Raw genomic sequence first — 22,470 nt, forward strand, 5'->3', positions numbered from 1 at the left:
GACCACTTTGATATACGATATTGATAAGCGGACTGGTATTTTTCAAACTGGGAGGCAGCGCAATAGGCAGGGTATAGGTGGTTTGTCCCGCATTGGAAATTTCCAGTTTTCCCTGTGTATCGTGAAAATGTTGCGCCGATACCAAAATAGCATAAATAAGCGTCCATAGCAATAGTAATCTTCTTATCATAATAGGTTTCAAATTATGGGGAGTGATACAATTATTCCGGTGCTTTGGGGAATTAGGGAAGAGTTGCTGTAAAAACAAGCGGCTCTATAATCGGACTCGAAATGTCCGTCTTTGATAGAATGACGATAAATAATTGGATTATTAAAGTATTAAAAATTTGTTTTAAAAAGTATGCGATAGTACAGATGTACCTGTTAAAACAGGGTTTGACTTATATTCGGGCTAAAGTGACTGTTTGTCTTTTGTTGTTCGACACGTCTTTTAAGACTGTGAAAAGTAAAAAGGGTTTGATTTTGTGTCCTATTTTAAAAAGAAGCTTTTCTAAAATACGAAAGCATTCAATTATCTCATTATCTTTGGAAGTATGAAGATTGACAATCAAATTGCAAAAATATCGAGCTTTCAGCATTTGGAACTTTTGGCGAATCAGATCGTGGAAGGCTTTATTTCGGGTATGCATAAAAGCCCGTTTCACGGATTTTCGGCCGAATTTGCGGAGCATAAAGTCTATAATCCCGGCGAAAGTACCCGACATATCGATTGGAAGTTATTTGCCAAAACCGATCGTTTGTATACCAAACGTTTTGAAGAAGAAACCAACCTGAGATGTCACCTGATTCTGGATAATTCCTCGTCGATGCATTACCCGGAACTAGGGAAAGAGCAGTTGTTTTACGAGAATAAAATCGGATTTTCGGTACTGGCCTCCGCGGTATTGATGAACCTGCTTAAAAAACAACGCGATGCCGTGGGATTGAGTGTTTATTCGGACACCTACGAATACTATGCTCCCGAAAAAGGTAGTGAGCGTCATCATCGGATGTTGCTCAATGTACTGGAAAATGTTTTACAAGCGCCAAAATCGTCAAAAAATACCGATACGATCACCTTTTTACATCAGATAGCGGAAAAGATTCACAGAAGATCAATGGTGATTTTATTCACGGATATGTTTCAGGGGGAAGAGGACGAACGTCTGTTTAAAGCCTTGCAGCACCTAAAACACAATAAACATAAAGTGGTCTTGTTTCATATAATTGATAAAAAAACAGAATTTCGATTCGATTTTGACAATGCCCCACGGAAATTTATTGATCTTGAAACCGGTGAAGAGATCAATCTTTTTGCCGAAAATGTCAAAAATGATTACGAAAAATTGGTTCAGGATTACTTTACAAGAGTAGCAAATACCTGTACGCAGTATAAAATTAAGTATGTTCCGATTTCGGTTGACGAAAAATTTGAAAAAATAATGACTACCTACCTGGTTGAAAAACAAAAGTTTGGGTAGTAATCTAAAATTAATTCTGATTTTTTTTAGAATTTGTTTGGAGAAATGGAAAAGGGTTGTATATTTGCAACCGCAATAAAGCACTGGTTTGGTAGTTCAGTTGGTTAGAATACATGCCTGTCACGCATGGGGTCGCGGGTTCGAGTCCCGTCCAGACCGCCAGTAAAGAGGAAGCCTTTCGAAGAGAAAGGCTTTTTTGCCCTCTTAAAATATTTAAGATTAGTTGTGTTGTTTAGGTACGCAAGTACCAGGTTTAGTAGTTAGACCAATGAAAAGCTTTCCTATGTTTCTGAGTGCTCAGATTCGGGAGGGCTTTTTTGATTTTGTAAGTCTCAGTTATTGTAAATACTGGTGTTCAGGGAGTTATAAAAAACATGATTTTTTCTTTAAAAAATGTTTGCAAATCATTAAAAACGTTCTATATTTGCAACCGCAATAAAGCACTGGTTTGGTAGTTCAGTTGGTTAGAATACATGCCTGTCACGCATGGGGTCGCGGGTTCGAGTCCCGTCCAGACCGCCAGTAAAAAAGAAGCTTCTCATATCGGGAAGCTTTTTTTGTATCTTTATTTGATGTATTATGTTTCTATCATTTATTCGGCTCAGTTGGATGTTTATTATAAAGGGTTTACGATGAATCCGGATGAACGTTTGAAGTGTCATTTAGAGGGAGGTAGTGAGTTAACTTCACGTGCATCCGATTGGAAATTGGTTTATAGTAAGGTATTTGAAACTAAAAAGGAAGCCTTGATAGAAGAGAAACATCTAAAGAAATTGAATCGCTCTTCGATTAAACAATTATTAGAGGGTTAGGAGATATGCCAGTCATCTCGTCTTCGGGACGAGACGGGTTCGAGTCCAGACCGCCAGTAAAAAAAGAAGCTTCTCATACCGGGAAGCTTTTTGTTTGATATTGTTTCATGTTTTGCAACTGTTACTCCGTATGGATAACACCAGTGGCGATGGCAATAGCATTTATTTCCTTCCTGTGTAATTGAAAAGGTAGGAATTCCGGATTTTCGGAAACGATCAAAATGTGGTCTTCATCTTTTCCTTCGAGAACCCGCCTGATTAATAATCCTTGTGTTGTACTTATAATATAAATGTGATTCCATTGCAGGAAACTGTCCATTGGGACTCTTTTGCAGGCAACCAGATCACCGCTATTGTATTTTGGATTCATGGAATTTCCTTTTACGCTAACCAGAAAGTCGACATCTTTAAAAGTTGGGACGTGGTATTTTTCAAGAACGTGATCAATGGTGATAAGAGCTTTGTATTTAATCTTGGAAAAAGCAGTTTCGGTGATCAATGGGATTAATGCAGTGTTTTTAAAGGAAACACAATCGAAATCGATATTGTTTTCCACTTTGGGATAATTATCACGGTTTTCGTTTGCGGCAGAGTTGGAATTAGTGTTCTTGTATACATTGTCTTTTCGGAACATTTTTCCGTTACCCAGTAATAACCATTCAGGTGAAATATCGGGAAAAGTCGTCAGGATATGAATCAAAGTCTCGTCTTTCATACTGGCAGTTCGTTTGATAGCAGTCTGAATAGAGTTGTTGGACATATGGATTTTCTTTTCAAAAGCACTGATGGATAAACCGTAATATCGGATTATTTCTTTGACACGTTCTATAGGCTTCATATGTATAATATTAGGTTTAGTGTTAGGTTGTAGCTTTTTGGAGTGGGTAACTTGGGTTTTAGTTTCCTTATTTGAAACTAAGGAGTTGATATGTAAAGTTATAAAAAATAAATAAAATTATTTGCGGTGGTTTGATTTTTACATAAGGCTGCTGTTGTGGTTTCTTTTTTTGAAACTCATATGCCAAATGACTGAAGTAGTTATAATGATTACATTATAGGATTGTTTTGTGATTGAATATATTGAAGTTTTGTTCCGGATAGGGTTTTTCTGTTGTAAACGGGTATTTTGTTTAATAGCGATCGGAAGAGAAAAGATGTAATATCGGATTGTCTCTTTATTATACTGTATTGACTTCGCAATTAAAAGATTTTCTCAAACAATGTTCTTTTTTTGTTAGAATATTTTTGCTATATTTAGAATGAAGTTAGTGTATGAGTATTTCTGAATAAAACAAAAAATCAATATACAAAGTTATGGGGAAAAATAAGTATAACAAGTATAATGTTCTTGTAATTAACAGACTTTCACAGAAATATGGATTCACGGGATATTATATTCGTCAGTGTTTACGAGGCGATCGAAAGAACTTAACAGCTGATCAATTGAGAAAAGAGTATAATAATCTTAGTAAAGCGATTACCAAGCTGCTGGAAGAAAGCTAATCAAAAGCGTATTTTAAAATCGCTGTGATATAGGATAAATATTTTGTAACACAGTAAAAGTGTGCCCTTATGGTTTTAATTTAGGAAAGTATGCAGCTAAAAAAACAAAATGTTGTTTTATTGTGTTTAAATGTAAAAAAATAACATGTATACTGCATATATGTTTTAAAATTGTATTTTTGTGCTTGAAATGTTGGATGTTTGTCTTTTAATGTAGGCTGAAACTATAGAGAATAACGCTTACATTCATAAGGCCTGCTAGCAAAATAATGGCATTGAACATTTTCTCCGTATTTCCTAAAAAAAGGAATTAGATTTAATAACACCTCCCCTCAATAAATTTCAAAATAACTTCGATTTGTCGAAGTTATCGTTATGTGTTATAAAAAAAAATTAGGAATGATCTTGTATGAAATGTAGCCTTTTCTTTTTAGGATTACTAGGGATTTTGCCGTTGGTATATAGTCAGTCTAAACAGGTGGAATTCGATAGTTTATTTCAAAAAGCAATACGCTTGGATGCCATCGCATCGCCACAGGCATTTACCGCGGCTATAAAGGCAATTACTTATGCCGAACAAACCGCTTATAATCCTGGGATTTTAAAGGGAACATTGTGGATTTGCGAGCATTATATCAGAAATGGAAACGATGCCCAAGCCCTGTTATTTGCTGCTAAAGCAGAAAAAAAAGAGCCTTTTCTGAAGGGTGATAGCAGCGTGAAATTAAAGCGAATTAAGGCCAGGAGCCTCATTCGGATGGGTTTTTATGAAGAAGCCGATAAAACACTGCAGGAAGCGTTGACTTATGCTTTAAAACTAAAAGGCGACAAAAACATACCGTTGCTGGGAGCTGTATATACAGATATGGGAACTAATTATGCCGAACGTAATGTTACGTCGCATCTAGCCATCGAATATTATCAGAAAGGTTTACAGTTATTTCAGAAAATGAAAGATTCGGATCCGCTCAAACCGCAATATACTTTTTGGGTATTGGTGAAAATTGCATCTTTTTACCGAAAACAGCGACATCCGGCTAAAGCACGACAGTATTTAAAAACAGCGGCATTGTATTCAGGTCAGCTGAAAAATAATTTAGGAAAAACAGACTTTTATTATAACAAAGGGATAGAAAGTAATACGGAAGGAAAAATAGATGAGGCAAAACAATATTTTCAGAACGCACTGGATATCGTAAAGCGGGAACGTAAAATAACCTGTAAAAAAGAATTGTATTATGAACTGTTTAGAGTTTGTCAGAACTTAAAAAAAACAGATAGTTGCCGATATTACCGGCAGCAATACATATTGTATAGCGATAGTCTTCATCAAATGTATCGAAAAGATGCCAGTGCGGCTCTGCGTTTTTTTGAAAAAGAAAAACAACAGGAAATAAGGGAACGTTCGGTAGTATATTTTTTGATACTGTTGATTTGTATACTCCTTATTCTGGTGGGTATTACAAAATTGTTCCGGGATCACAAAAAATTTATAATACTACTGGAAGAGAAAATAGCAATAGAAGAGCGATTGCAAAAAAACGAAAGTAATCTGAACCAGATAAAAAAGAAGAATAATCTCGAGGTTGGCACGACAGTAACACTGAGACGACTGGTGAAAGAAGGGAATCCGGCCTTTCTGATCGAGTTTAAAAAACTCTATCCGGATTTTTACGACCGTTTGTTGGTATATAATTCGGAAACGGGCAATGATATGAAGTTTTGTGCCTTGATCAGGTTAAATTATACTACGATACAAATGGCCAAATATACAAAAAGTACGATTCGGGCAGTAGAATCCAGAAAATACAGGTTACGGAAGAAATTTAATATTCCAAAGGATAAGAATATTTATGAGTGGTTTCAGGAATTTTAAAAGGGAGGACAATGGAAAAGATTTTTTTATACAGTACGATAATACTGCTATCCGGTTCTGTTTTTGCACAGCGCTATACCGAGTTGCAAATTGATCAAATGATAGAAGATATCGATCAGATGGTAGGTAAAGAACCGGACAAGGTATTGCCAGCAAGTTTTAAGTGTTATAATTATTCAAAGGAAATCAATTATAAAAAAGGAATGGCGAATAGCCTGCTGTTAACAGGAAAAGGTTTGTTGTCATTGGAGCAGTATGATACCGCTTTGGAGTATGCGGCCAAAAGCGAGGCTATTGCAAGCAGACAGCATTACAGTGAAATAATGTGTGAGGCCTGTCGGATGGAAGCAGAATGTTATCGTTTGTTGGGTGTCGAATATCAGGTGTATAAAATGTTGCAGAAAGCAATGCGATTTACGTTGGATATTCGGGACCAAAATAAGCAGTATCATGAAAAAGGAGTAGTTTTTAGCGATATGGCACATTATTATGAGCGAATGGAAAAACAGGATTCGGCGTTGGTTTATTATGAAAACAGCGATAATATGTTGAGTAGAATGAAAACCGGCCCGGTCAAAAATGTCGATCGATCGCTGGTAGCCTCCGGAATGGCTATGCTATGTATGGAAAAACAACAATACGATCTGGCGGAGATGTATCTTAAAAAAGCGGAAGCTCTGGGAGAATCGACTGATGGTACCGAAGTAAAAATGAAAATTTTCCGAAATAAAGCGAAACTCGAAGCAGCCAAAGGGAATAGTGAAATCGCAATTGCGTATTACGGAAAAACACTATTGTTGGCAAAACAATTAAAAAAAAAGGAGCTGCAGATGCTTATTTATCACCGATTATCGATGTTGTATGAAAAAACAGGAGAGGAAGAAAAAGCGGTGCAATGTTTTTTGGAAGGTCATAAAATAAGCAATCATCTGGAAAAAAACAAAACAACTGCTCGTGAAATACCGGTAAAAATGGTCGTTAAAAATACAGAACAGCAATTTAAAAAAAGTAGAATGGGAACTGTAACAGGTCTGTGTATTGTAATCTTCTTTATTCTGTTTTTGGTGGGACGCATATTTTGGTATTGTAAAAAAATGAAGGATGAGCAATTGGCAATGAAACGTACGGAACAAGAATTAAAGCGTAAAGAAACTTTTTTAAAGCAAGTACAAAATATTGATGAGATAACAATCGAAAAAGTTGTACAATTGGGAGTCGAGAACGATCCGCAATTTCTGCCACAGTTTGCCATCATACAAATGCCGTTTTACGAACGTTTACTGGAACTAAAGCCATCGTTAAAAGAAGAGGAGCTAAAAATAGGAGCCATGCGGAAACTGGGATTTTCGACAAAAGAAATTGCTATTATTACCGATGTTTCGGTACGGTCTGTGGAGGCACGGATATATCGAATCCGAAAGAAAATTAAAGAGTTTTTTAGCGAAGAAGAGCAACATTGGTTTGAAATGATATAATGAAAATTATTATAGAAAGGTAAATTTGTTATAATTGTTTGAAATGTGTATTATTTTGATTTTTATGCTTTTATGTTTTTTATTTTTATATAAAATAGAAATAAAGTAGCAATATGATAAAAAAATACATATTGAATATATTCGTGCTTGCCTTCAGTATAGTACAGGCGCAGGAATTTTCGATCCGGGAAATGCCGAACCTGATCAATGTACAATATAGCTCGGTCGCTTTTGCCGACGTAAATGGTGATGGAAATGCGGATTTATTGCTTTGTGGCGCCGATGGCGGTTATGCATTGCGTTCCAGTTTATATCTGAATGACGGACAAGGAAATTTTTCGTTATCCGATAATCCCGATTTAATGGTTATCCGGGAAGGTGCTGCCGCTTTTGCCGATATCGATGGCGATGGCGATCAGGATTTACTCATTACCGGAATAACCGAAGTGGTGACACCGGCCGGAAACTACGGAACCCGAGTAAAATTGTACCGAAACAACGGAACCGGCTTGTTTTCAGAAATAGCAAATCCGGGTTTGGAAGCCGTAAGTCAGAGTGCAGTTTTGTTTCAGGATATTGATAACGACGGTGATGTCGATTTGCTTATGGCCGGACAAGGAGGAGGAGCGGGGACAACAAATCTGTATGTTAACGATGGTAGCGGGAATTTTACGTTGGCTAATGCGAATATCCCGGCCAAAATTAACCTGATATATGCTACCATCGCAATGGCGGATATCGATAATGACGGTGATCCGGATTTGCTTTTAACCGGAATGGATGGATCGGACAACCAGATCAGGATGGCTTTGTATAAAAACAACGGATCGGGTGTTTTTACCAAAGTAAATAATCCCGGAATTGAACCGATTTTTACCGGAGGTGCGGTTTTTGAAGATGTCGATAATGATGGGGATATGGATCTGATGATGATGGGTGCAGATCCGTTATATGCCAAAGTCGCAAAATTATATTTAAACGACGGAAGCGGAAACTTTACTTTAAAAGCAAATACACCTTTTATCGGAGCACAATATGGCGATGTGAAGTTTGCCGAAGTGAATAACGACGGCTTAAAAGATGTATTGATCACCGGTTACAGAAACCCAAATATGCGAGCCGATTTATATATCAATAACGGAAATGCCGAGTTTACAATGGCTACGGATATGCCTTTTATCGGAATGAATAATAGTGCTTTTGCCTTTGCCGACGTCGATAATGATGCGGATATGGATTTGGTAATTGCCGGTCAGAATTCGCCATTGGGAACCCTGACAAAGTTGTACATCAACCAGACCAATATGTTATCGGTTGCCAATCCACAGATGGCGACTGTTAAACTTTATCCCAATCCGACGCATCATTCGATAAACGTAGAAATCCCGGTTGGAACAATGGTGGAGAAAATCGAAGTATACGATAACCTGGGTAAGTTGGTTGTTCAACAACAATCCGGACAAACCCTATCGGTTGAAAAACTACCTACGGCATTATATATGGCGGTAATTTATACGGACAAAGGAATTTTAAGACAGAAAATAGCCAAATATTAAAAATCTGTCAGGTCTCAAAGGCCTGCCAGGTTTAGTAGTAAATTTGAAACCAGATATGGCGATAATCCCATACTTTGGCCAGAAAAAGACCAAGGTAAACCATGCAAACCACAAACTTTATAAAAGTGGAAGCCAGAAAACCGATAAAAGAACCGGTGGCGGCTTTAACCGCTCGCTTGTGGTCTTTGGCGTCATAAATTAATTCGCCAACCAGGGCACCCACAAAAGGTCCGATAATAAAACCCAGCGGAATAGGAGCGATAAGTCCGATGATTAACCCGATATTGGTTCCCCAAACACCATATTGGCTACCGCCAAATTTTTTGGTTCCTTTGGCCGGAATGACATAATCCAGTATGGCGACTGCAATCGCGACAAATAGTGTTATGCCTAAAATCCAATAGCTAAATGGAATGCCTTGGGTGAGGTAAAGCAATAGCAATCCAACCCAACTAATCGGTGGTCCGGGCAAAACAGGAAGAAAACTGCCCAATATCCCAACCAGCATACAGATGAAACCCGTTATTAGTAAGAAGTATTCCATAATTTTTTTAGTACTTTTGACGACTTAAAGTTACGATTTATCATTGTAAGAAAGAACAACGGGATTTATAAACCGGTTTTAAGAAACAAAAAAATGAAAAAACACGGGCTCTTATTCTTGCTATTTGTTGCGATCACTTCCTGTCAGTTTTCTGACAAAAAAGTACAATCGGAAGACGATCTGCTACAAAAAGAACTCAAAAAGATCGACTGGAAAAAAGTGGATGCTTTCCCGACCATCGATGCCTGTGAAGCGATTTCCGATGAAACCCAGCGGCGCCAATGTTTTTTCGAATACCTAACGCAAACCATCCAGGAAAAACTTAACATCGATACACTGGCGATTTTATATCCCGAAATCGATACAATCTCAGTAAAAGTAACCGTATTCCCGGACGCAACAATCAAATTTGAACCACAGTTTCCGAAAGACAGTGTGGCCTATGATAAAGTAAAAATAGACAGTATTCTACACAACCGTCTGGTCGATTTTCCAAAGATCAATCCGGCCATTAAAAGAGGCGTTCCGGTGAAAACACAATTTATACTTCCGGTTATTTTGAACGTAGAGAAGTAAACCGTCTCCCTTTCCATGAATAGGAACCATTAAGGGAAAACAAGGCAACAGCAACCGAAAAAAACGGATAGATAATACTACTGATCAATACTGAGCTCATCTTCATATCAAGTAAACGGTTCGTTTGCCACATCAAGATCCAGTCGACTGTAAATTTTAGAAGCGTAAAAACCAATAGCAATAACCAGCTTATTTGTGCTGTAATGGCAAGTGCTACTAGCGCTAACAAACAGCAATTGGCTAGGAAAACAACAATCGCCAGTCCTTTTGAAAAATCCGATTGATAGGCTCCGGATTTAGATGCCCAACGCACATGTTGTAGAAAAACCGCTTTCCAGCTTTTTAACGGTTTCGTTTGAACGATAGCCGCTTTGGTTTTCAAATAAAATACCCGCTCCGGATCGTGCGCAATGGCTTTTTGTAGTAAAAAAACGTCATCTCCGCTGGCAATAGTGGTGTTTCCGTTAAAGCCATCCAGTTCGGAAAATAGCCGACGATGATAAGCCAGATTGGCGCCATTACACATAAAGGCTTCGTTAAGTCCGAAACTGCCCAAAGTAGCGCCCTGTAAACTCAGTATATCCATCTGTTGGAAATGGGACAACCATCCGGGATCTTTTCGTAGCTTAACTGCTCCGGCGATCATTCCGGGCTTTTGTAGCTGAATGCAGTTGTCCAAAGTTAACAACCATTGAGTAGGAACACTGCAATCTGCATCGGTGGTCACAATCCAATCTTTTTTTGAAATGGAAACCGCGCGGGTAATCGCATCTTTTTTCGGAGCATTTGTGATGCGTACATTGTCTAATATCGTCACATGAAAAGCGGTATATTCCATTCGCCAGGTATTGATCAAACGTACCGATTCATCTTCGGAGGCATCGTCTACAAAAATAATCTCAAACAATTCTTTCGGATAATCCAATGCGGCAAATGACGCTAATAAGTCCGATAAATTCGCAGCTTCATTCCGGAAAGGAACGACAATCGAAAAAGAAGTTTGTGCTGTTTTCGGGCTACTATCAAAGGATTTTACTTTTGCAGATCCGTAGATAAGTAAGCCGATAAAAAGCGCATAATCGATAAAAATCAGGCAAAAAAAGAGAATTAGGATTTCCATTGGGATTTAAAATTTAAAACAAAATAACTACCGATTATAACCGGAAGCACCACGTTTAAAAACCACATCAAGGTACTAATAAAAACCACAATCCATTCGTTCACACCCAACAAACCAAAAAAATACAACGCCACACTACCTTTTACCGCAAAATCCAGAAACTGGAACGTTGGAAGCGACGACGCCAGAAAATACACACTGGTTATAGTAGCCATCAGTAAAGTATAGGGCAGATCAACATCAAATACAAGAAAAAGGATATAATATTGGTGTGAAAAAAACAGATAACGGCCAATCGCCAGCACTATATTTTTTCGATGTATGGATTTTGGGATTTCGTTTATTTTATGGATCAGTTTTTCAATAGAATAGCCTTTGATGGTGATGCGTTTTGCCAGAAAAAGAACCACAAGTAAGACAAGTAGGGAACCGAACAATATTAGTACGGTTTGCGTGGTGATGACCTGAAAAGAGGCATTAAAATACAGCAATCCGAAAAGTCCGAAAAGCACAGTTAAAACCATCTGAATCCCGTTACAGATCAGATTTAGAAACACAATTTTTTTAGTCTGTGATTTTTCAAAAAACAAGGCCTTTCCGGCATATTCTCCAATCCCGTTTGGTGTAAAAATCGCAGCTGTTAAGGCGCCCAGAACCTGTTTTGACGCTTCGCCAACGGAAACCGGCCGGATTACCGAAACCAGATTTTGCCACTTTAAAATCTCAAGAAAACGATTCAAAAACGTTAGTAACAAGATTAAGGCAATACTGCCAAAAGTCTGCTTACTTTGTATTAAAGTGATGAATTTTTCCCAATCGAGTTGGTCATTTTGCATTAATTGCTTGTAAATAAAATAAAAAGCAGCGCCTACAATCAAAAGTTTGACTACAAGAACGAGGAATTGTTTAGCTTTGTGGGATACAGAAATCATCGCTACAAAATAACAAATTAAAATTGGCAAACGAACGCATCATATTAGGAATTGATCCCGGTACCACAATCATGGGATTCGGTTTGATAAAGGTCATCAATAAAAAAATGGAATTTCTGCAATTAAACGAATTGCAATTGTCCAAATATGATGATCATTATACTAAACTGCGAATCATTTTTGAGCGTACCATCGAGCTGATCGAAACCCATCATCCGGACGAAATCGCAATTGAGGCACCGTTTTTTGGAAAAAATGTCCAATCGATGTTAAAACTTGGGCGAGCGCAGGGAGTGGCAATGGCGGCAGGTTTGTCGCGTCAGATTCCAATCACCGAATACGAACCGAAAAAAATCAAAATGGCGATAACCGGAAACGGAAATGCGAGTAAGGAACAGGTGGCTAAAATGCTACAGCAACTATTAGGATTGAAAGAACTGCCGAAAAACCTGGATAGTACCGACGGTTTGGCGGCTGCCGTTTGTCATTTTTTTAATTCCGGAAAAGTGACCGTTGGTAAGAGTTATTCCGGTTGGGATGCTTTTGTAAAACAAAATGAAGATCGCGTAAAAAAATAACATTCGTTTTGGCAGGAATTTATATCCATATACCATTTTGCAAGCAGGCGTGTCACTACTGCGATTTTCATTTTTCGACTTCTTTAAAGAAAAAGGATGAAATGATTGCGGCATTGGTTCGCGAACTGCAACTCCGTCAAAAAGAATTGGGTAATGAAACGGTGGAAACGATTTACTTTGGCGGTGGAACACCAAGTATTTTGCCAATAACCGATATCCGCCTAATAATTGATACGATCTACAAAATTTTTACCGTGGCGGATAACCCTGAAATTACGGTAGAAGCCAATCCTGACGATTTATCGGAAGAACGGATTATGGCTTTGTCGGAAAACGGAATCAACCGTTTGAGTATCGGAATCCAATCGTTTTTTGAACAGGATCTGAAATTGATGAATCGTGCGCATAATGCAACCGAAGCCTTAAAATGTCTTCAGATTGCGACACACTATTTCGACAATATTTCAATAGATCTGATTTACGGAACACCGGGAATGGACAATCAGCGTTGGCTTGAAAACATTCAACAGGCGTTGGATTTAGGGATTTCGCATATTTCGAGTTATGCACTAACGGTCGAGCCTAAAACCGCTTTACAACAATTTATCAAAAAAGGGATTATACCACAACCGGATGATGCCGTGGCACACGAGCAGTTTTTATTGTTGGTTGATCATTTGGAAGCAAATGGATTTGTGCATTACGAATTGTCCAATTTTGGAAAGGAAAACTACTTTTCGCGAAATAATTCGGCCTACTGGCTGGGTAAAAAATACCTGGGAATTGGTCCTTCGGCACATAGTTATGATGGGATCCATCGCAGTTGGAATATTGCGAACAATACGGTATATATTAAAACCATCGCAGAAGATAAACTGCCGTTGGAAATCGAAGCATTAACACCAACCGACAGGTATAACGAATATGTGATGACCGGATTGCGAACCATCTGGGGTGTATCGATTGATCGTATTGAAGCCGAATTTGGCCCGGTTTATAAAGACTATCTTTTACAGGAAGCACAGCAATATCGGGATAGCGGAAAACTGGAACTGAAAAACAACATCTTGCGAACAACCCGCGAAGGAAAATTCTTTAGTGATGGTATTGCAAGCGACTTATTTTTTGTGGATTAAAAATCCGGTTTAAAAAGGATTGCCCGGAAGTCAAATCCTAAGGGAAAAGGTTTATATTTGATGATATAAATGACCTTAATCAGAACCATGAAAGCCATCATCCATCATAAAAACCAGGATTTTGAAGTCAATTTAGCACAACCTATCGACATTTCAATACCGTTAACCAATACCGACCAGAATCCGATTGCCTGGTATATCGAAAAACCGGTTATCGAACCGGTACGTTTTGGCGATTGGATCGGAAAAGTAAGCGAAGGAAAATCATCGACCAATTTCAATAATATCTTTTTTAATCCGCATGGACATGGTACGCATACCGAATGTCTGGGGCATATTACCCGCGATTTTTACAGTATTAATGAATCATTACAACAATTTTTCTTTATCGCCGAATTGGTTTCCATTCAACCGGAACAACAAGGAGAGGACCGGGTAATTACAAAAACGCAAATTGTGACGGCATTGGCCGATAAAAAGCCGGAAGCTATTGTAATCCGTACCCTTCCGAATGCCGCCGAAAAAAAATCCCGTAACTATTCGAATACGAATCCGCCCTATCTGGACGAAGCGGCAGCTACTTTTATTCGCGAAATAGGAATCGAACATTTATTGATTGATTTGCCAAGTGTCGACAAAGAACATGATGAAGGGAAACTATTAGCGCACAAAGCCTTCTGGAATGTGACAGATGTTACTACACTGAATGCGGATGCCCGAACCAACGCGACGATTACAGAAATGATCTTTGTAAAAGATACCATTCCAGATGGAAGTTATCTTCTCAACATGCAAATCGCCTCTTTTGAGAACGATGCGTCACCAAGTAAACCAATACTTTATACCATACCATGAAAAAAATACTCCAATTAGAAGAAGCAGCCCTGTTTTTAGCAGGATTAATCCTGTTTTTACAACTGGATTTCGCCTGGTGGTGGTTTCCATTATTATTGTTAGTACCCGATGTATCGATGTTGGGGTATCTGTTTGGAAATAAAATCGGTGCCTGGAGTTATAATTTTGCACATCATAAAGCAGTAGCCATTATCGTCTATTTTATCGGAATTTATACGGTAAATAAAAATCTGGAACTGGCTGGAATTATTTTGTTTTGTCATTCCAGTATGGATCGGGTTTTTGGCTATGGATTAAAGTATATCGAAGGCTTTTCGAAAACACATTTGGGAATAATAGGAAAACATAAAACACAATAAAATGGATATACAGGCGTATTATGAGTATTGTTTGTCTAAAAAAGGGGTAACCGAGCATTTTCCTTTCGATGAGGATACGCTGGTGTTTAAAGTAGGCGGAAAAATGTTTGCCCTTTCGTCCTTAAAAGAATGGGAAAACGGGAGTCCGTCAATAAATTTAAAATGTGACCCGGAAAGGGCACAAGAATTGCGGGGACAATATGACGATATTAAACCGGGATATCATATGAGTAAAATACATTGGAATACCGTTACGGTAAACGGTGAATTACCGGATAAATTTGTCAGAGAACTGATCGCGCATTCGTATGATTTGATCTTTAACAGCCTGACAAAGAAAATACAAAGTGAAATTAATCAGTCCGAAAATTAGAAAAATTCAAAAGGACTTTGCAATTTTGCATTCCGAAAAATGAAATCAAATAAAACAGCATTATGCTGAAAGGATAACAATATGAAAGATCAAATTAAAAAGTTTTTAAACGAAGACCAGGATCCGAAAGCCATTGAGAAAATTACATCCAAATTACAGGATTTGCTGATGCGAAATGAAGAGGTAGGCTATATCGGTGTACAAAAAAAACCGGCGATCACCGTATTTCCGGACAGTATTGTACTGACGAACAAACGTATTATTATGTGTCGTCCGAAAAACCTGGGACTATCAATGGATTTTGTAGATTATAATTGGGATGATATTGCCGGAGCCTTTGTAAAAGAAAATATTTTAGGTTCTGAATTCTCCTTTTCGACCAAAAGTGACCTGACGATCTCGATTGATTATATTCCAAAAACACAGGCGCGAAAATTATATACGTTTGCAAAAGAACAGATGGACGCCTTAAAAGAACCGGTAAATCCGGTGCAAGCGGCACCCGCGACGGAACCAACACCGGTTGCAGAACCATTTGAAGAAGAAGTGGAAGAAGTGGAAACCGAAGAAGTAACCAGTTTCGCCGAAATATTGCCGGCTACTCCGGTTAGTTATCAGGAACCGGTTGTCGAAACGCCAATTCCGGCTGCGGCTCCCGTTTCAACCGGAGAGAAAAAATTAAGCGAGCTGACCAAAGAAGAGCTTTTTGAAAAGCTTCAGAACTATAAAAAACTATTGGACAACGGACTGATTCTTCAGGGAGAATACGATACCCTGAAAAAAGAGATTTTAACCTATATGTAAAAAGAATATAGTATGGAAAAAGGTAAAGACGTAGAAGCACTGATTCCACATCGGGCTCCGTTTCTGTTTGTAGATGAAATTCTTTCGGTAAGCGAAAAAGAAATCATTGGGGTGTATACTTTTAAAAAAGATACGGATGTATTTATAAAAGGTAGTTTTCCCGAGATCGAGTTTGTACCGGGAACAATACTGATCGAATCGATGGCACAATGTGGAGGTGCCGGCGTACGGTTATTAGGTGTTTCAAAAGGCGTTTTTGCCCTCGCACAGATCGAAAGTGCCCAATTCTTTAAAGCTGTAACCTATGACGAACAGGTGCGATACGAAATTGCGATACAACGGATGAGCGAAAAAATCATCAAACAATCCGGAAGCGCTTATGTTGGTGATGTCAAAGTAGTAGAAGCCTCCTGGATGTCCATCCGGATTGATTCGGCTCAATAAAATATAAAAGCTCCGTTACTAACGGAGCTTTTATATTAGAGTGCTTTTTTCTGTTTTTCCGAAAAATTGTCGGCCTGCATTTCCAGCAATTCGATCGCCTTTTTCTTTTTGTATTCGTAGAGTTCGCGATCCTGTCGTATTTCGGCATACACATCGTCATAAATACCGGCATCGGTAGTGCGTTGCAATTCCCGTTGGTAGTTGTTTTGTTCCAACAATGTTTTAAGTGCCATTTCGGAATCTTCCAGTTTAAAATCGTATTCGCTTTTAGCGGCCAATAACTTTGCAATAATGGGTGAGGTTTCGATCGCTAAAAACAACAGCATAATAAAAATCGAAGGCAGACTTGGTAGTTTGTTTAGCGCATTGATACGTGCCATTAAACCATCGAAACCGTCGATTACCGGTTGGGTATTGCTCACTTTTTTATCCAGCTCGGCCTGTAAAGTCTTTGCTTTGGCCTCTTTTTCGGTGATCCTGGCCAGATTTACTTTCCGCAACGTATCCAATTCCTTTAAAGCCGCATCGTGTTTATCACGTTTTTCTTTATAAACCGGACCTTTGCCTAGCTTTAGGGTTCCTTTGGTTCCTTCGGCTTCGGTGATATAGGTTGTATAAAGATCGTTAACCTCTTTTTCTTTTTTAAGAATATCCGCTTTCAGACCGTCAATTTCGGCTTTATTTTTGGCCAGATCCGTTTGGAAATAATTGGAAACCTCCTTTTTGTTGGCCAATGCCATGGCGTTTTTCTCTTTAAGCAACACGGTATTGATTTCCTTTTCGAATATTTTAATCTCAAGTGGTTTGGAGATAACAATAGCGATGATCATTGCCAGAATAATCCGTGGCGTTGCTTGTAGGAATTCGCTCCAGAAGCGGTCGCGTTTCCGAATGGTAGAAACAATAAAACGATCCAGATTAAAAATAAGTAAGCCCCAGACGATACCGAAGAAAACGGCTGTATACACATTGTCGAAAACGGTATAAAGGGCGTAAGCACTCGCGATAAAAGCCATAACGGCTGTAAAAAATACGGTAGCTCCGATCCCGGCGTATTTGTTTTGTTCCCCGTTACTACAGGAGTCGATGAGGTTTTTGTCTGCGCCGGAGCACAGCATAAAAAAACGTTTTAACATGATTGATGATTTTGATTGATGATAATGCAAATGTAACGCCAAAAAAGATAGTATAGTGTAAAAGCTTGATATATTTTGGATTAAAGGCGAAAGTGACACTGCAAAGAGTCCGAAAGACTACCGATTATTTACGGCAGATAAAAACAAAAGCAGGTGGAATGTTGAAAAAAGTAAAGCGGATTTTTACTTTTGAGAAAACAGATTTTAGCTTCGAACGCAATTTTAGCGAATATTGAAACTGTATAAAAGCACCGGTTTCGGAAAGACAATATTTTGAGTTGATCAATATATTATGAACCATATTTTCCGGTAATACGGTAAGCGGGAGCGACGATACGATAAAATCGGCATGCGAACAATGATAGTGACGCAAATACGATTCAATTTTTTCGGCACTGTCGTTGATTACAATCAGACGGGGATCGTTGATTTGTTTTAAAGCTTCGTAAAACTCTTTGTTGACTTCAAAAACGAGTAATTTTCCTTCCGGATGTAGTCTTTCCAATAGTTTTAAGGTGAAAATACCGGTGCCCGGACCATACTCTACGATACAACGCGCGGTTTTAAATCGGATTGGCTGTAGCATTTTTTTAGCCAAAAAGGAGGAACTCGGTGACAAAGCACCAATAGTTCCTCCTGATTTCAGGACTTCGGATATAAATTTTTTGTCCAAAGTACTATGTTGTAAATACTCTATTTACTCAGTTCGGTAAAATATTTGTAGAATAATGGAATGGTTTCGATTCCTTTCAGGTAATTAAATACACCGAAATGCTCGTTTGGTGAATGGATGGCATCGCTATCCAATCCGAATCCCATTAAAATGGTTTTGCTTTTCAATTCTTTTTCGAATAAAGCTACGATTGGAATACTTCCGCCGGAACGTACCGGAATCGGTTGTACACCAAAGGTATCGTTATACGCTTTGGCAGCCGCCTGATAGCCAATACTGTCGATCGGAGTTACATAACCTTGTCCGCCGTGGTGTGGTTTTACAACCACTTTAACGGCTTTAGGAGCGATGCTTTCGAAATGTTTCTGGAATAATTCGGTAATTTCTTTCCAATCCTGATTCGGAACCAAACGCATCGATATTTTGGCATGTGCCTTGCTGGCGATAACGGTTTTAGCGCCTTCACCGGTATAACCGCCCCAGATTCCGTTTACATCCAATGTTGGACGGATGGAATTTCTTTCGTTGGTCACATAACCGGTTTCTCCGTATACATCGTCAATATTCAGGGCTTTTTTATAATTCTCCAAAGAGAAAGGTGCTTTTGCCATTTCGGCTCTTTCTTCTGTTGAAAGTTCCTGTACTTTATCATAGAATCCCGGAATGGTAATATGATTGTTTTCATCGTGCAATGAAGCAATCATTTTGGCCAGTATATTAATCGGATTGGCTACGGCTCCACCGTATAATCCGGAATGTAAATCGCGGTTTGGTCCGGTTACTTCCACTTCCACATAACTCAAACCTCTAAGACCGGTTGTGATGGAAGGCTGCGTATTGGAAATCATTCCCGTATCGGAAATCAGAATTACGTCGTTAGCCAGTTTTTCCTGGTTGCGTTCAACAAACCATCCTAAGCTGGCAGAACCTACTTCTTCTTCACCTTCGATCATGAATTTAACGTTACACGGAAGTGTATTGGTTTGGACCATATACTCCAATGCTTTTACGTGCATGTACATCTGACCTTTGTCGTCGCAGGCACCGCGGGCAAAAATAGCACCATCGGGATGTAATTCGGTTGTTTTGATCACCGGTTCGAACGGAGGAGAGGTCCATAATTCGATCGGATCGGCCGGTTGTACGTCATAATGACCGTATACTAAAACGGTAGGTAATTTCGGATCGATGATTTTTTCACCGTATACAATAGGGTAGCCCGGCGTTTCGCAAAGCTCTACAAAATCGCATCCGGCTTTTTCAAGACTTGCTTTAACGGCATTGGCAGTATCGATAACATCTTGGGAGTAAGCACTGTCGGCACTTACGGAAGGGATTTTTAATAAGTCAACTAATTCGTTTATAAAACGTTCTTTATTTTCCTGAACGTATTGTTTAATAGTATCCATTTATAATGCTAATATGATGAAAGCCAAATGTACAAAAAAAACTATCAAAATTTTTTTCATTTTTTTCTTGGATGGTAAGAAGTAATGCGTATATTTGCACCCACAATAACAAAGCAATCGCGCTTTACGAAGTTGTCCTGCGGGTGTGGTGAAATTGGTAGACACGCCAGACTTAGGATCTGGTGCCTTCGGTGTGTAGGTTCGAGTCCTATCACCCGCACAAAAAGCCTCTGAGAAATCAGAGGCTTTTTTTATGCAAAAAAACTAACGACTTGACAGGTGATTTCTGTTGAAAATGTGTGTTTTAGTTTTTTTTGCCTTGCTTTTATTTGGTTCCGTTTCGAGTTGTGATAAATAGCTGTAATCCTTTACATCGGTCGTAACGTATTACTATAGGTAATTTTATACGGATTTTTGGTTTCCGCATTGTCCTTCATCACATAAATAAATTTGTACTGTTGTGCTTTTTTTGGTTCAATTATCACTTCTTTATTGCTTATTTTATCGTTAATTGTTGTTGGAAGTGTATTGTCGATTCGCAACGAATGTGCGATTCCATTTCCCAGATTGGTGATGGTGGTTCCTTTATATAGCGTCTTTTTCTCGTTCGAGATAGTAACCAGTTCACCTTTAAAACCTTTGGTAAGAATAAGAACCGAAAAGTTGTCGCCATTGGCATTCATATCGGACAGAAATTGCTTTTTCTGACTCTCGGAAACCGATCGGAAATCGTCGCGATACTGCACATTAGAAGTGCTGCACATCGTAAATAATAACGTAAAAAGAAATAGGGCAATCGTTCTCATAAAATCAAATCAAAGGTTCATACTATAAAAGTAACGGGTTAAAAGGCAATTCTATTATATCTTTGCAGGATTAAATCTAATCGGAACCGGAAATGATTCATAAAATTGGGCATAGAGGCGCTAAAGGTTTTCTGGCGGAAAACACGTTGGAATCGTTTAGTAAAGCACTGGATTTGGGTGCCAATGCAATCGAATTGGATGTACATGTTTGTGCTACCGGAGAAATTGTGGTAATCCATGATTTTACGGTCGACAGAACAACAAACGGTTTCGGAGAAGTACATCAGTTATCCCTTTCAGAATTAAAAAAGTTCAGGATTGAAGCATTGTACACGATTCCTTTATTGGAAGAAGTATTGGATTTAGTAGCTGGAAAATGTTGGGTTAATGTGGAATTAAAAGGACACGGAACAGCAGAACCTGTCGCTGGACTAATTGAGCGATATGTTAATGAAAAAGGCTGGGAGTATGCCGATTTTGTAGTTTCCAGTTTCCAGAAAGAAGAATTAAAAAGAATTAAAAAAATAAACCCTGAAATTCCAATCGGAGTACTCACGCAGGCCAGTGTAGAACAAGCGATCCATTGGGCTGATCAATTATCAGCCCAGGCGATTCACCCGCATTTTTCATTGCTAACCGAAGACAACTGTAAGGAAGCACAAGCAAAAGGATATGCAATTTTTACCTGGACAGTTAATGAAGAAGACGATATCCGACGTGTAAAAGCATTAGGAGTAGAAGGTATTATTTCCGATTTTCCAAACAGATTATGAACGCAAACTACGATGTTATCATTATAGGTGGTGGAGCTGCCGGTTTTTTTACGGCTATCAACATCGCCGAAAACAATTCGAAACTAAAAATTGCCATTCTCGAACGTGGCAAAGAAGTGCTTTCCAAAGTGCGTGTTTCCGGTGGCGGGCGGTGTAATGTAACGCACGCCTGTTTTATTCCGAATGAGCTGGTTAAATTTTATCCAAGAGGCGAAAAAGAATTAAAAGGACCTTTTCATCAGTTTTGTTCGGGCGATACAATCGAATGGTTCGAACGCCATGGTGTGGAGCTGAAAATTGAAGACGATGGAAGAATGTTTCCGGTAACCGATAGTTCGCAAACCATAATCGATTGTTTTCAACAAGCTGTGAAAAAATGGGGGATTGATGTGCTGACCGGACAAAGTGTACAATCCCTTTTTCGTGGTGAAGACTATTGGAAAGTCGAAACGACACGGGACACGTTTAAAGCGTCAAAAATTGTAATGGCAACGGGGAGCAATCCGAAAATGTGGGACATGCTGGAAACCTTAGGGCATTCCATTGTACCACCAGTACCGTCTCTTTTTACCTTTAATATTAAGGATCCCAGAATTAAAGATTTGATGGGTGTTTCGGCTTTGGCCTCTGTAAAAGTAAAAGGCAGTAGGTTACAGGCTTCCGGTCCGTTATTGATTACACATTGGGGAATGAGTGGTCCCGGAATCTTACGACTTTCGGCTTGGGGCGCCCGCGAATTATTTGCTAAAAATTACCAGTTTGTACTACAGGTAAACTGGTTAAATGATCTCGATTTTGAAGAAACAGCCGAACTACTTCGTGAACTCAAAATTGAACACGCTAAAAAGATAATTACAAAAAAATCACCATTTGATTTTCCGAACCGTTTATGGGAAAGTCTGGTGCTTGCTTCCGGAATTACGGAAGCAACCAAATGGGCCGATTTGTCTCGTAAGCAACTGGATAATCTTACCGGACAATTGGTAAACGGGCAGTATCATGTAAATGGGAAAAGCACCTTTAAAGAAGAATTTGTAACCGCTGGAGGAATCGATTTAAAAGAGATTAATTTTAAAACGATGGAGAGTAAAATCTTATCCGATTTGTATTTTGCGGGAGAAATTCTGAATATAGATGCGATTACCGGAGGTTTTAATTTTCAAAATGCATGGACAGGTGGGTTTCTTGTGGCTAAAAACTTCTCAAATTGACATTTTCATAATTAAAATTGTGAGAATTATTTTTATTT

24 protein-coding genes and 3 tRNA genes are annotated in these 22,470 nt (G+C 38.7%); 18 read left to right on the forward strand and 9 right to left on the reverse strand.

What is annotated here, in order from left to right; genetic code table 11:
• On the reverse strand, positions 1–190 hold a 190-nt coding region (locus E6C50_RS04715; RefSeq protein WP_136402076.1), incomplete at its 3' end, for a hypothetical protein.
• A 364-nt stretch (positions 191–554) separates the two neighbouring features.
• Between E6C50_RS04715 and E6C50_RS04720 the strand changes: the two genes are divergently transcribed.
• The 4 genes from E6C50_RS04720 to E6C50_RS18070 all read left to right on the forward strand — a co-directional run bounded on the left by E6C50_RS04720 (position 555) and on the right by E6C50_RS18070 (position 2,293).
• Entirely contained in the window at positions 555–1,481 is a 927-nt protein-coding gene (locus E6C50_RS04720) for a DUF58 domain-containing protein (protein ID WP_136402077.1), read from the forward strand.
• An 85-nt stretch (positions 1,482–1,566) separates the two neighbouring features.
• Positions 1,567–1,643 (forward strand) — tRNA-Asp (locus E6C50_RS04725).
• Between the two features lie 283 nt (positions 1,644–1,926).
• Positions 1,927–2,003: transfer RNA gene (locus E6C50_RS04730), tRNA-Asp, on the forward strand.
• 50 nt (positions 2,004–2,053) lie between these two features.
• Positions 2,054–2,293, forward strand: coding sequence for a GIY-YIG nuclease family protein (locus E6C50_RS18070; protein WP_168732745.1), 240 nt, complete (start codon positions 2,054–2,056; stop codon positions 2,291–2,293).
• Between the two features lie 121 nt (positions 2,294–2,414).
• Here E6C50_RS18070 and E6C50_RS04740 read toward each other — a convergent pair whose 3' ends face one another.
• On the reverse strand, positions 2,415–3,131 hold the full coding sequence (locus tag E6C50_RS04740) for a LexA family transcriptional regulator (protein ID WP_136402078.1): 717 nt from the start codon (positions 3,129–3,131) through the stop codon (positions 2,415–2,417).
• A gap of 1,074 nt (positions 3,132–4,205) precedes the next feature.
• On the opposite strand from E6C50_RS04740, the gene E6C50_RS04750 reads away from it, so the two are divergent.
• The 3 genes from E6C50_RS04750 to E6C50_RS04760 all read left to right on the forward strand — a co-directional run bounded on the left by E6C50_RS04750 (position 4,206) and on the right by E6C50_RS04760 (position 8,703).
• Positions 4,206–5,672 carry a tetratricopeptide repeat protein gene (locus E6C50_RS04750; protein ID WP_136402080.1) on the forward strand — a complete coding sequence of 489 codons (1,467 nt, stop codon included), beginning with the start codon at positions 4,206–4,208 and terminating at the stop codon, positions 5,670–5,672.
• Positions 5,673–5,683: 11 nt separating this feature from the next.
• Entirely contained in the window at positions 5,684–7,147 is a 1,464-nt protein-coding gene (locus tag E6C50_RS04755) for a sigma factor-like helix-turn-helix DNA-binding protein (RefSeq protein WP_136402081.1), read from the forward strand.
• A 131-nt stretch (positions 7,148–7,278) separates the two neighbouring features.
• Positions 7,279–8,703 (forward strand): T9SS type A sorting domain-containing protein, encoded by a 1,425-nt coding sequence (locus E6C50_RS04760; protein ID WP_168732746.1) that lies wholly within the window; start codon positions 7,279–7,281, stop codon positions 8,701–8,703.
• 31 nt (positions 8,704–8,734) lie between these two features.
• Here E6C50_RS04760 and E6C50_RS04765 read toward each other — a convergent pair whose 3' ends face one another.
• On the reverse strand, positions 8,735–9,247 hold the full coding sequence (locus E6C50_RS04765; protein ID WP_136402083.1) for a DUF456 domain-containing protein: 513 nt from the start codon (positions 9,245–9,247) through the stop codon (positions 8,735–8,737).
• 93 nt (positions 9,248–9,340) lie between these two features.
• Here E6C50_RS04765 and E6C50_RS04770 point away from each other — a divergent pair, with 93 nt between their 5' ends.
• Positions 9,341–9,823 carry a hypothetical protein gene (locus E6C50_RS04770; protein WP_136402084.1) on the forward strand — a complete coding sequence of 161 codons (483 nt, stop codon included), beginning with the start codon at positions 9,341–9,343 and terminating at the stop codon, positions 9,821–9,823.
• On the opposite strand, the gene E6C50_RS04775 is transcribed toward E6C50_RS04770, so the two are convergent.
• On the reverse strand, positions 9,801–10,943 hold the full coding sequence (locus E6C50_RS04775; RefSeq protein ID WP_136402085.1) for a glycosyltransferase family 2 protein: 1,143 nt from the start codon (positions 10,941–10,943) through the stop codon (positions 9,801–9,803). The two genes, E6C50_RS04770 and E6C50_RS04775, sit on opposite strands and share 23 nt — an antisense overlap.
• A complete protein-coding gene (locus tag E6C50_RS04780; protein WP_136402898.1) occupies positions 10,931–11,875 on the reverse strand; it encodes a lysylphosphatidylglycerol synthase domain-containing protein in 945 nt (314 codons plus the stop codon). The genes E6C50_RS04775 and E6C50_RS04780 overlap by 13 nt, the downstream gene beginning before the upstream one ends.
• A gap of 23 nt (positions 11,876–11,898) precedes the next feature.
• Between E6C50_RS04780 and ruvC the strand changes: the two genes are divergently transcribed.
• The 7 genes from ruvC to E6C50_RS04815 all read left to right on the forward strand — a co-directional run bounded on the left by ruvC (position 11,899) and on the right by E6C50_RS04815 (position 16,424).
• Complete coding sequence (gene ruvC, locus E6C50_RS04785) at positions 11,899–12,453, forward strand: crossover junction endodeoxyribonuclease RuvC (RefSeq protein WP_136402086.1); 555 nt, start codon at positions 11,899–11,901, stop codon at positions 12,451–12,453.
• A gap of 8 nt (positions 12,454–12,461) precedes the next feature.
• Positions 12,462–13,589 carry a radical SAM family heme chaperone HemW gene (hemW, locus tag E6C50_RS04790; RefSeq protein WP_136402087.1) on the forward strand — a complete coding sequence of 376 codons (1,128 nt, stop codon included), beginning with the start codon at positions 12,462–12,464 and terminating at the stop codon, positions 13,587–13,589.
• Positions 13,590–13,676: 87 nt separating this feature from the next.
• Positions 13,677–14,444 carry a cyclase family protein gene (locus E6C50_RS04795; RefSeq protein ID WP_136402899.1) on the forward strand — a complete coding sequence of 256 codons (768 nt, stop codon included), beginning with the start codon at positions 13,677–13,679 and terminating at the stop codon, positions 14,442–14,444.
• Positions 14,441–14,803 carry a DUF4260 domain-containing protein gene (locus E6C50_RS04800; RefSeq protein WP_136402088.1) on the forward strand — a complete coding sequence of 121 codons (363 nt, stop codon included), beginning with the start codon at positions 14,441–14,443 and terminating at the stop codon, positions 14,801–14,803. Before E6C50_RS04795 ends, E6C50_RS04800 begins: the two co-directional genes overlap by 4 nt.
• Position 14,804: 1 nt before the next feature.
• Positions 14,805–15,176, forward strand: a complete 372-nt coding sequence (locus E6C50_RS04805; RefSeq protein WP_136402089.1) for an MmcQ/YjbR family DNA-binding protein — start codon at positions 14,805–14,807, stop codon at positions 15,174–15,176.
• 81 nt (positions 15,177–15,257) lie between these two features.
• A complete protein-coding gene (locus E6C50_RS04810; protein ID WP_136402090.1) occupies positions 15,258–15,980 on the forward strand; it encodes a PH domain-containing protein in 723 nt (240 codons plus the stop codon).
• 12 nt (positions 15,981–15,992) lie between these two features.
• Entirely contained in the window at positions 15,993–16,424 is a 432-nt protein-coding gene (locus E6C50_RS04815) for a 3-hydroxyacyl-ACP dehydratase FabZ family protein (RefSeq protein WP_136402091.1), read from the forward strand.
• Positions 16,425–16,459: 35 nt separating this feature from the next.
• On the opposite strand, the gene E6C50_RS04820 is transcribed toward E6C50_RS04815, so the two are convergent.
• The 3 genes from E6C50_RS04820 to E6C50_RS04830 all read right to left on the reverse strand — a co-directional run bounded on the left by E6C50_RS04820 (position 16,460) and on the right by E6C50_RS04830 (position 19,642).
• Complete coding sequence (locus E6C50_RS04820) at positions 16,460–17,560, reverse strand: DUF4407 domain-containing protein (protein WP_136402092.1); 1,101 nt, start codon at positions 17,558–17,560, stop codon at positions 16,460–16,462.
• 124 nt (positions 17,561–17,684) lie between these two features.
• Positions 17,685–18,233: a class I SAM-dependent methyltransferase gene (locus E6C50_RS04825; RefSeq protein WP_168732747.1), complete on the reverse strand. Its 549-nt coding sequence runs from the start codon at positions 18,231–18,233 to the stop codon at positions 17,685–17,687.
• 20 nt (positions 18,234–18,253) lie between these two features.
• Entirely contained in the window at positions 18,254–19,642 is a 1,389-nt protein-coding gene (locus E6C50_RS04830) for a dipeptidase (RefSeq protein ID WP_136402093.1), read from the reverse strand.
• Positions 19,643–19,781: 139 nt separating this feature from the next.
• On the opposite strand from E6C50_RS04830, the gene E6C50_RS04835 reads away from it, so the two are divergent.
• Positions 19,782–19,862: transfer RNA gene (locus tag E6C50_RS04835), tRNA-Leu, on the forward strand.
• Positions 19,863–20,010: 148 nt separating this feature from the next.
• On the opposite strand, the gene E6C50_RS04840 is transcribed toward E6C50_RS04835, so the two are convergent.
• Positions 20,011–20,448 (reverse strand): hypothetical protein, encoded by a 438-nt coding sequence (locus E6C50_RS04840; protein WP_136402094.1) that lies wholly within the window; start codon positions 20,446–20,448, stop codon positions 20,011–20,013.
• A gap of 92 nt (positions 20,449–20,540) precedes the next feature.
• On the opposite strand from E6C50_RS04840, the gene E6C50_RS04845 reads away from it, so the two are divergent.
• On the forward strand, positions 20,541–21,221 hold the full coding sequence (locus E6C50_RS04845) for a glycerophosphodiester phosphodiesterase (protein WP_136402095.1): 681 nt from the start codon (positions 20,541–20,543) through the stop codon (positions 21,219–21,221).
• Positions 21,218–22,432 (forward strand): BaiN/RdsA family NAD(P)/FAD-dependent oxidoreductase, encoded by a 1,215-nt coding sequence (locus E6C50_RS04850; protein ID WP_136402096.1) that lies wholly within the window; start codon positions 21,218–21,220, stop codon positions 22,430–22,432. Before E6C50_RS04845 ends, E6C50_RS04850 begins: the two co-directional genes overlap by 4 nt.
• Positions 22,433–22,470: the final 38 nt, after the last annotated feature.

It is taken from the genome of Flavobacterium supellecticarium (assembly GCF_004801375.1).
GTDB classification, from domain to species: Bacteria; Bacteroidota; Bacteroidia; order Flavobacteriales; family Flavobacteriaceae; genus Flavobacterium; species Flavobacterium supellecticarium.

Coding starts and splice junctions, on each gene's coding strand:
- E6C50_RS04845 (WP_136402095.1), top strand. CDS start 20,541: ATGATTCATAAAATTGGGCATAGAGGCGCTAAAGGTTTTCTGGCGGAA.
- E6C50_RS04815 (WP_136402091.1), top strand. CDS start 15,993: ATGGAAAAAGGTAAAGACGTAGAAGCACTGATTCCACATCGGGCTCCG.
- E6C50_RS04780 (WP_136402898.1), bottom strand. CDS start 11,875: ATGATTTCTGTATCCCACAAAGCTAAACAATTCCTCGTTCTTGTAGTC.
- E6C50_RS04720 (WP_136402077.1), top strand. CDS start 555: ATGAAGATTGACAATCAAATTGCAAAAATATCGAGCTTTCAGCATTTG.
- E6C50_RS04750 (WP_136402080.1), top strand. CDS start 4,206: ATGAAATGTAGCCTTTTCTTTTTAGGATTACTAGGGATTTTGCCGTTG.
- E6C50_RS04795 (WP_136402899.1), top strand. CDS start 13,677: ATGAAAGCCATCATCCATCATAAAAACCAGGATTTTGAAGTCAATTTA.
- E6C50_RS04830 (WP_136402093.1), bottom strand. CDS start 19,642: ATGGATACTATTAAACAATACGTTCAGGAAAATAAAGAACGTTTTATA.
- E6C50_RS04850 (WP_136402096.1), top strand. CDS start 21,218: ATGAACGCAAACTACGATGTTATCATTATAGGTGGTGGAGCTGCCGGT.
- E6C50_RS04775 (WP_136402085.1), bottom strand. CDS start 10,943: ATGGAAATCCTAATTCTCTTTTTTTGCCTGATTTTTATCGATTATGCG.
- E6C50_RS04800 (WP_136402088.1), top strand. CDS start 14,441: ATGAAAAAAATACTCCAATTAGAAGAAGCAGCCCTGTTTTTAGCAGGA.
- E6C50_RS04840 (WP_136402094.1), bottom strand. CDS start 20,448: ATGAGAACGATTGCCCTATTTCTTTTTACGTTATTATTTACGATGTGC.
- E6C50_RS04740 (WP_136402078.1), bottom strand. CDS start 3,131: ATGAAGCCTATAGAACGTGTCAAAGAAATAATCCGATATTACGGTTTA.
- E6C50_RS04770 (WP_136402084.1), top strand. CDS start 9,341: ATGAAAAAACACGGGCTCTTATTCTTGCTATTTGTTGCGATCACTTCC.
- E6C50_RS04810 (WP_136402090.1), top strand. CDS start 15,258: ATGAAAGATCAAATTAAAAAGTTTTTAAACGAAGACCAGGATCCGAAA.
- E6C50_RS04820 (WP_136402092.1), bottom strand. CDS start 17,560: ATGTTAAAACGTTTTTTTATGCTGTGCTCCGGCGCAGACAAAAACCTC.
- E6C50_RS04805 (WP_136402089.1), top strand. CDS start 14,805: ATGGATATACAGGCGTATTATGAGTATTGTTTGTCTAAAAAAGGGGTA.
- E6C50_RS18070 (WP_168732745.1), top strand. CDS start 2,054: ATGTATTATGTTTCTATCATTTATTCGGCTCAGTTGGATGTTTATTAT.
- E6C50_RS04765 (WP_136402083.1), bottom strand. CDS start 9,247: ATGGAATACTTCTTACTAATAACGGGTTTCATCTGTATGCTGGTTGGG.
- E6C50_RS04755 (WP_136402081.1), top strand. CDS start 5,684: ATGGAAAAGATTTTTTTATACAGTACGATAATACTGCTATCCGGTTCT.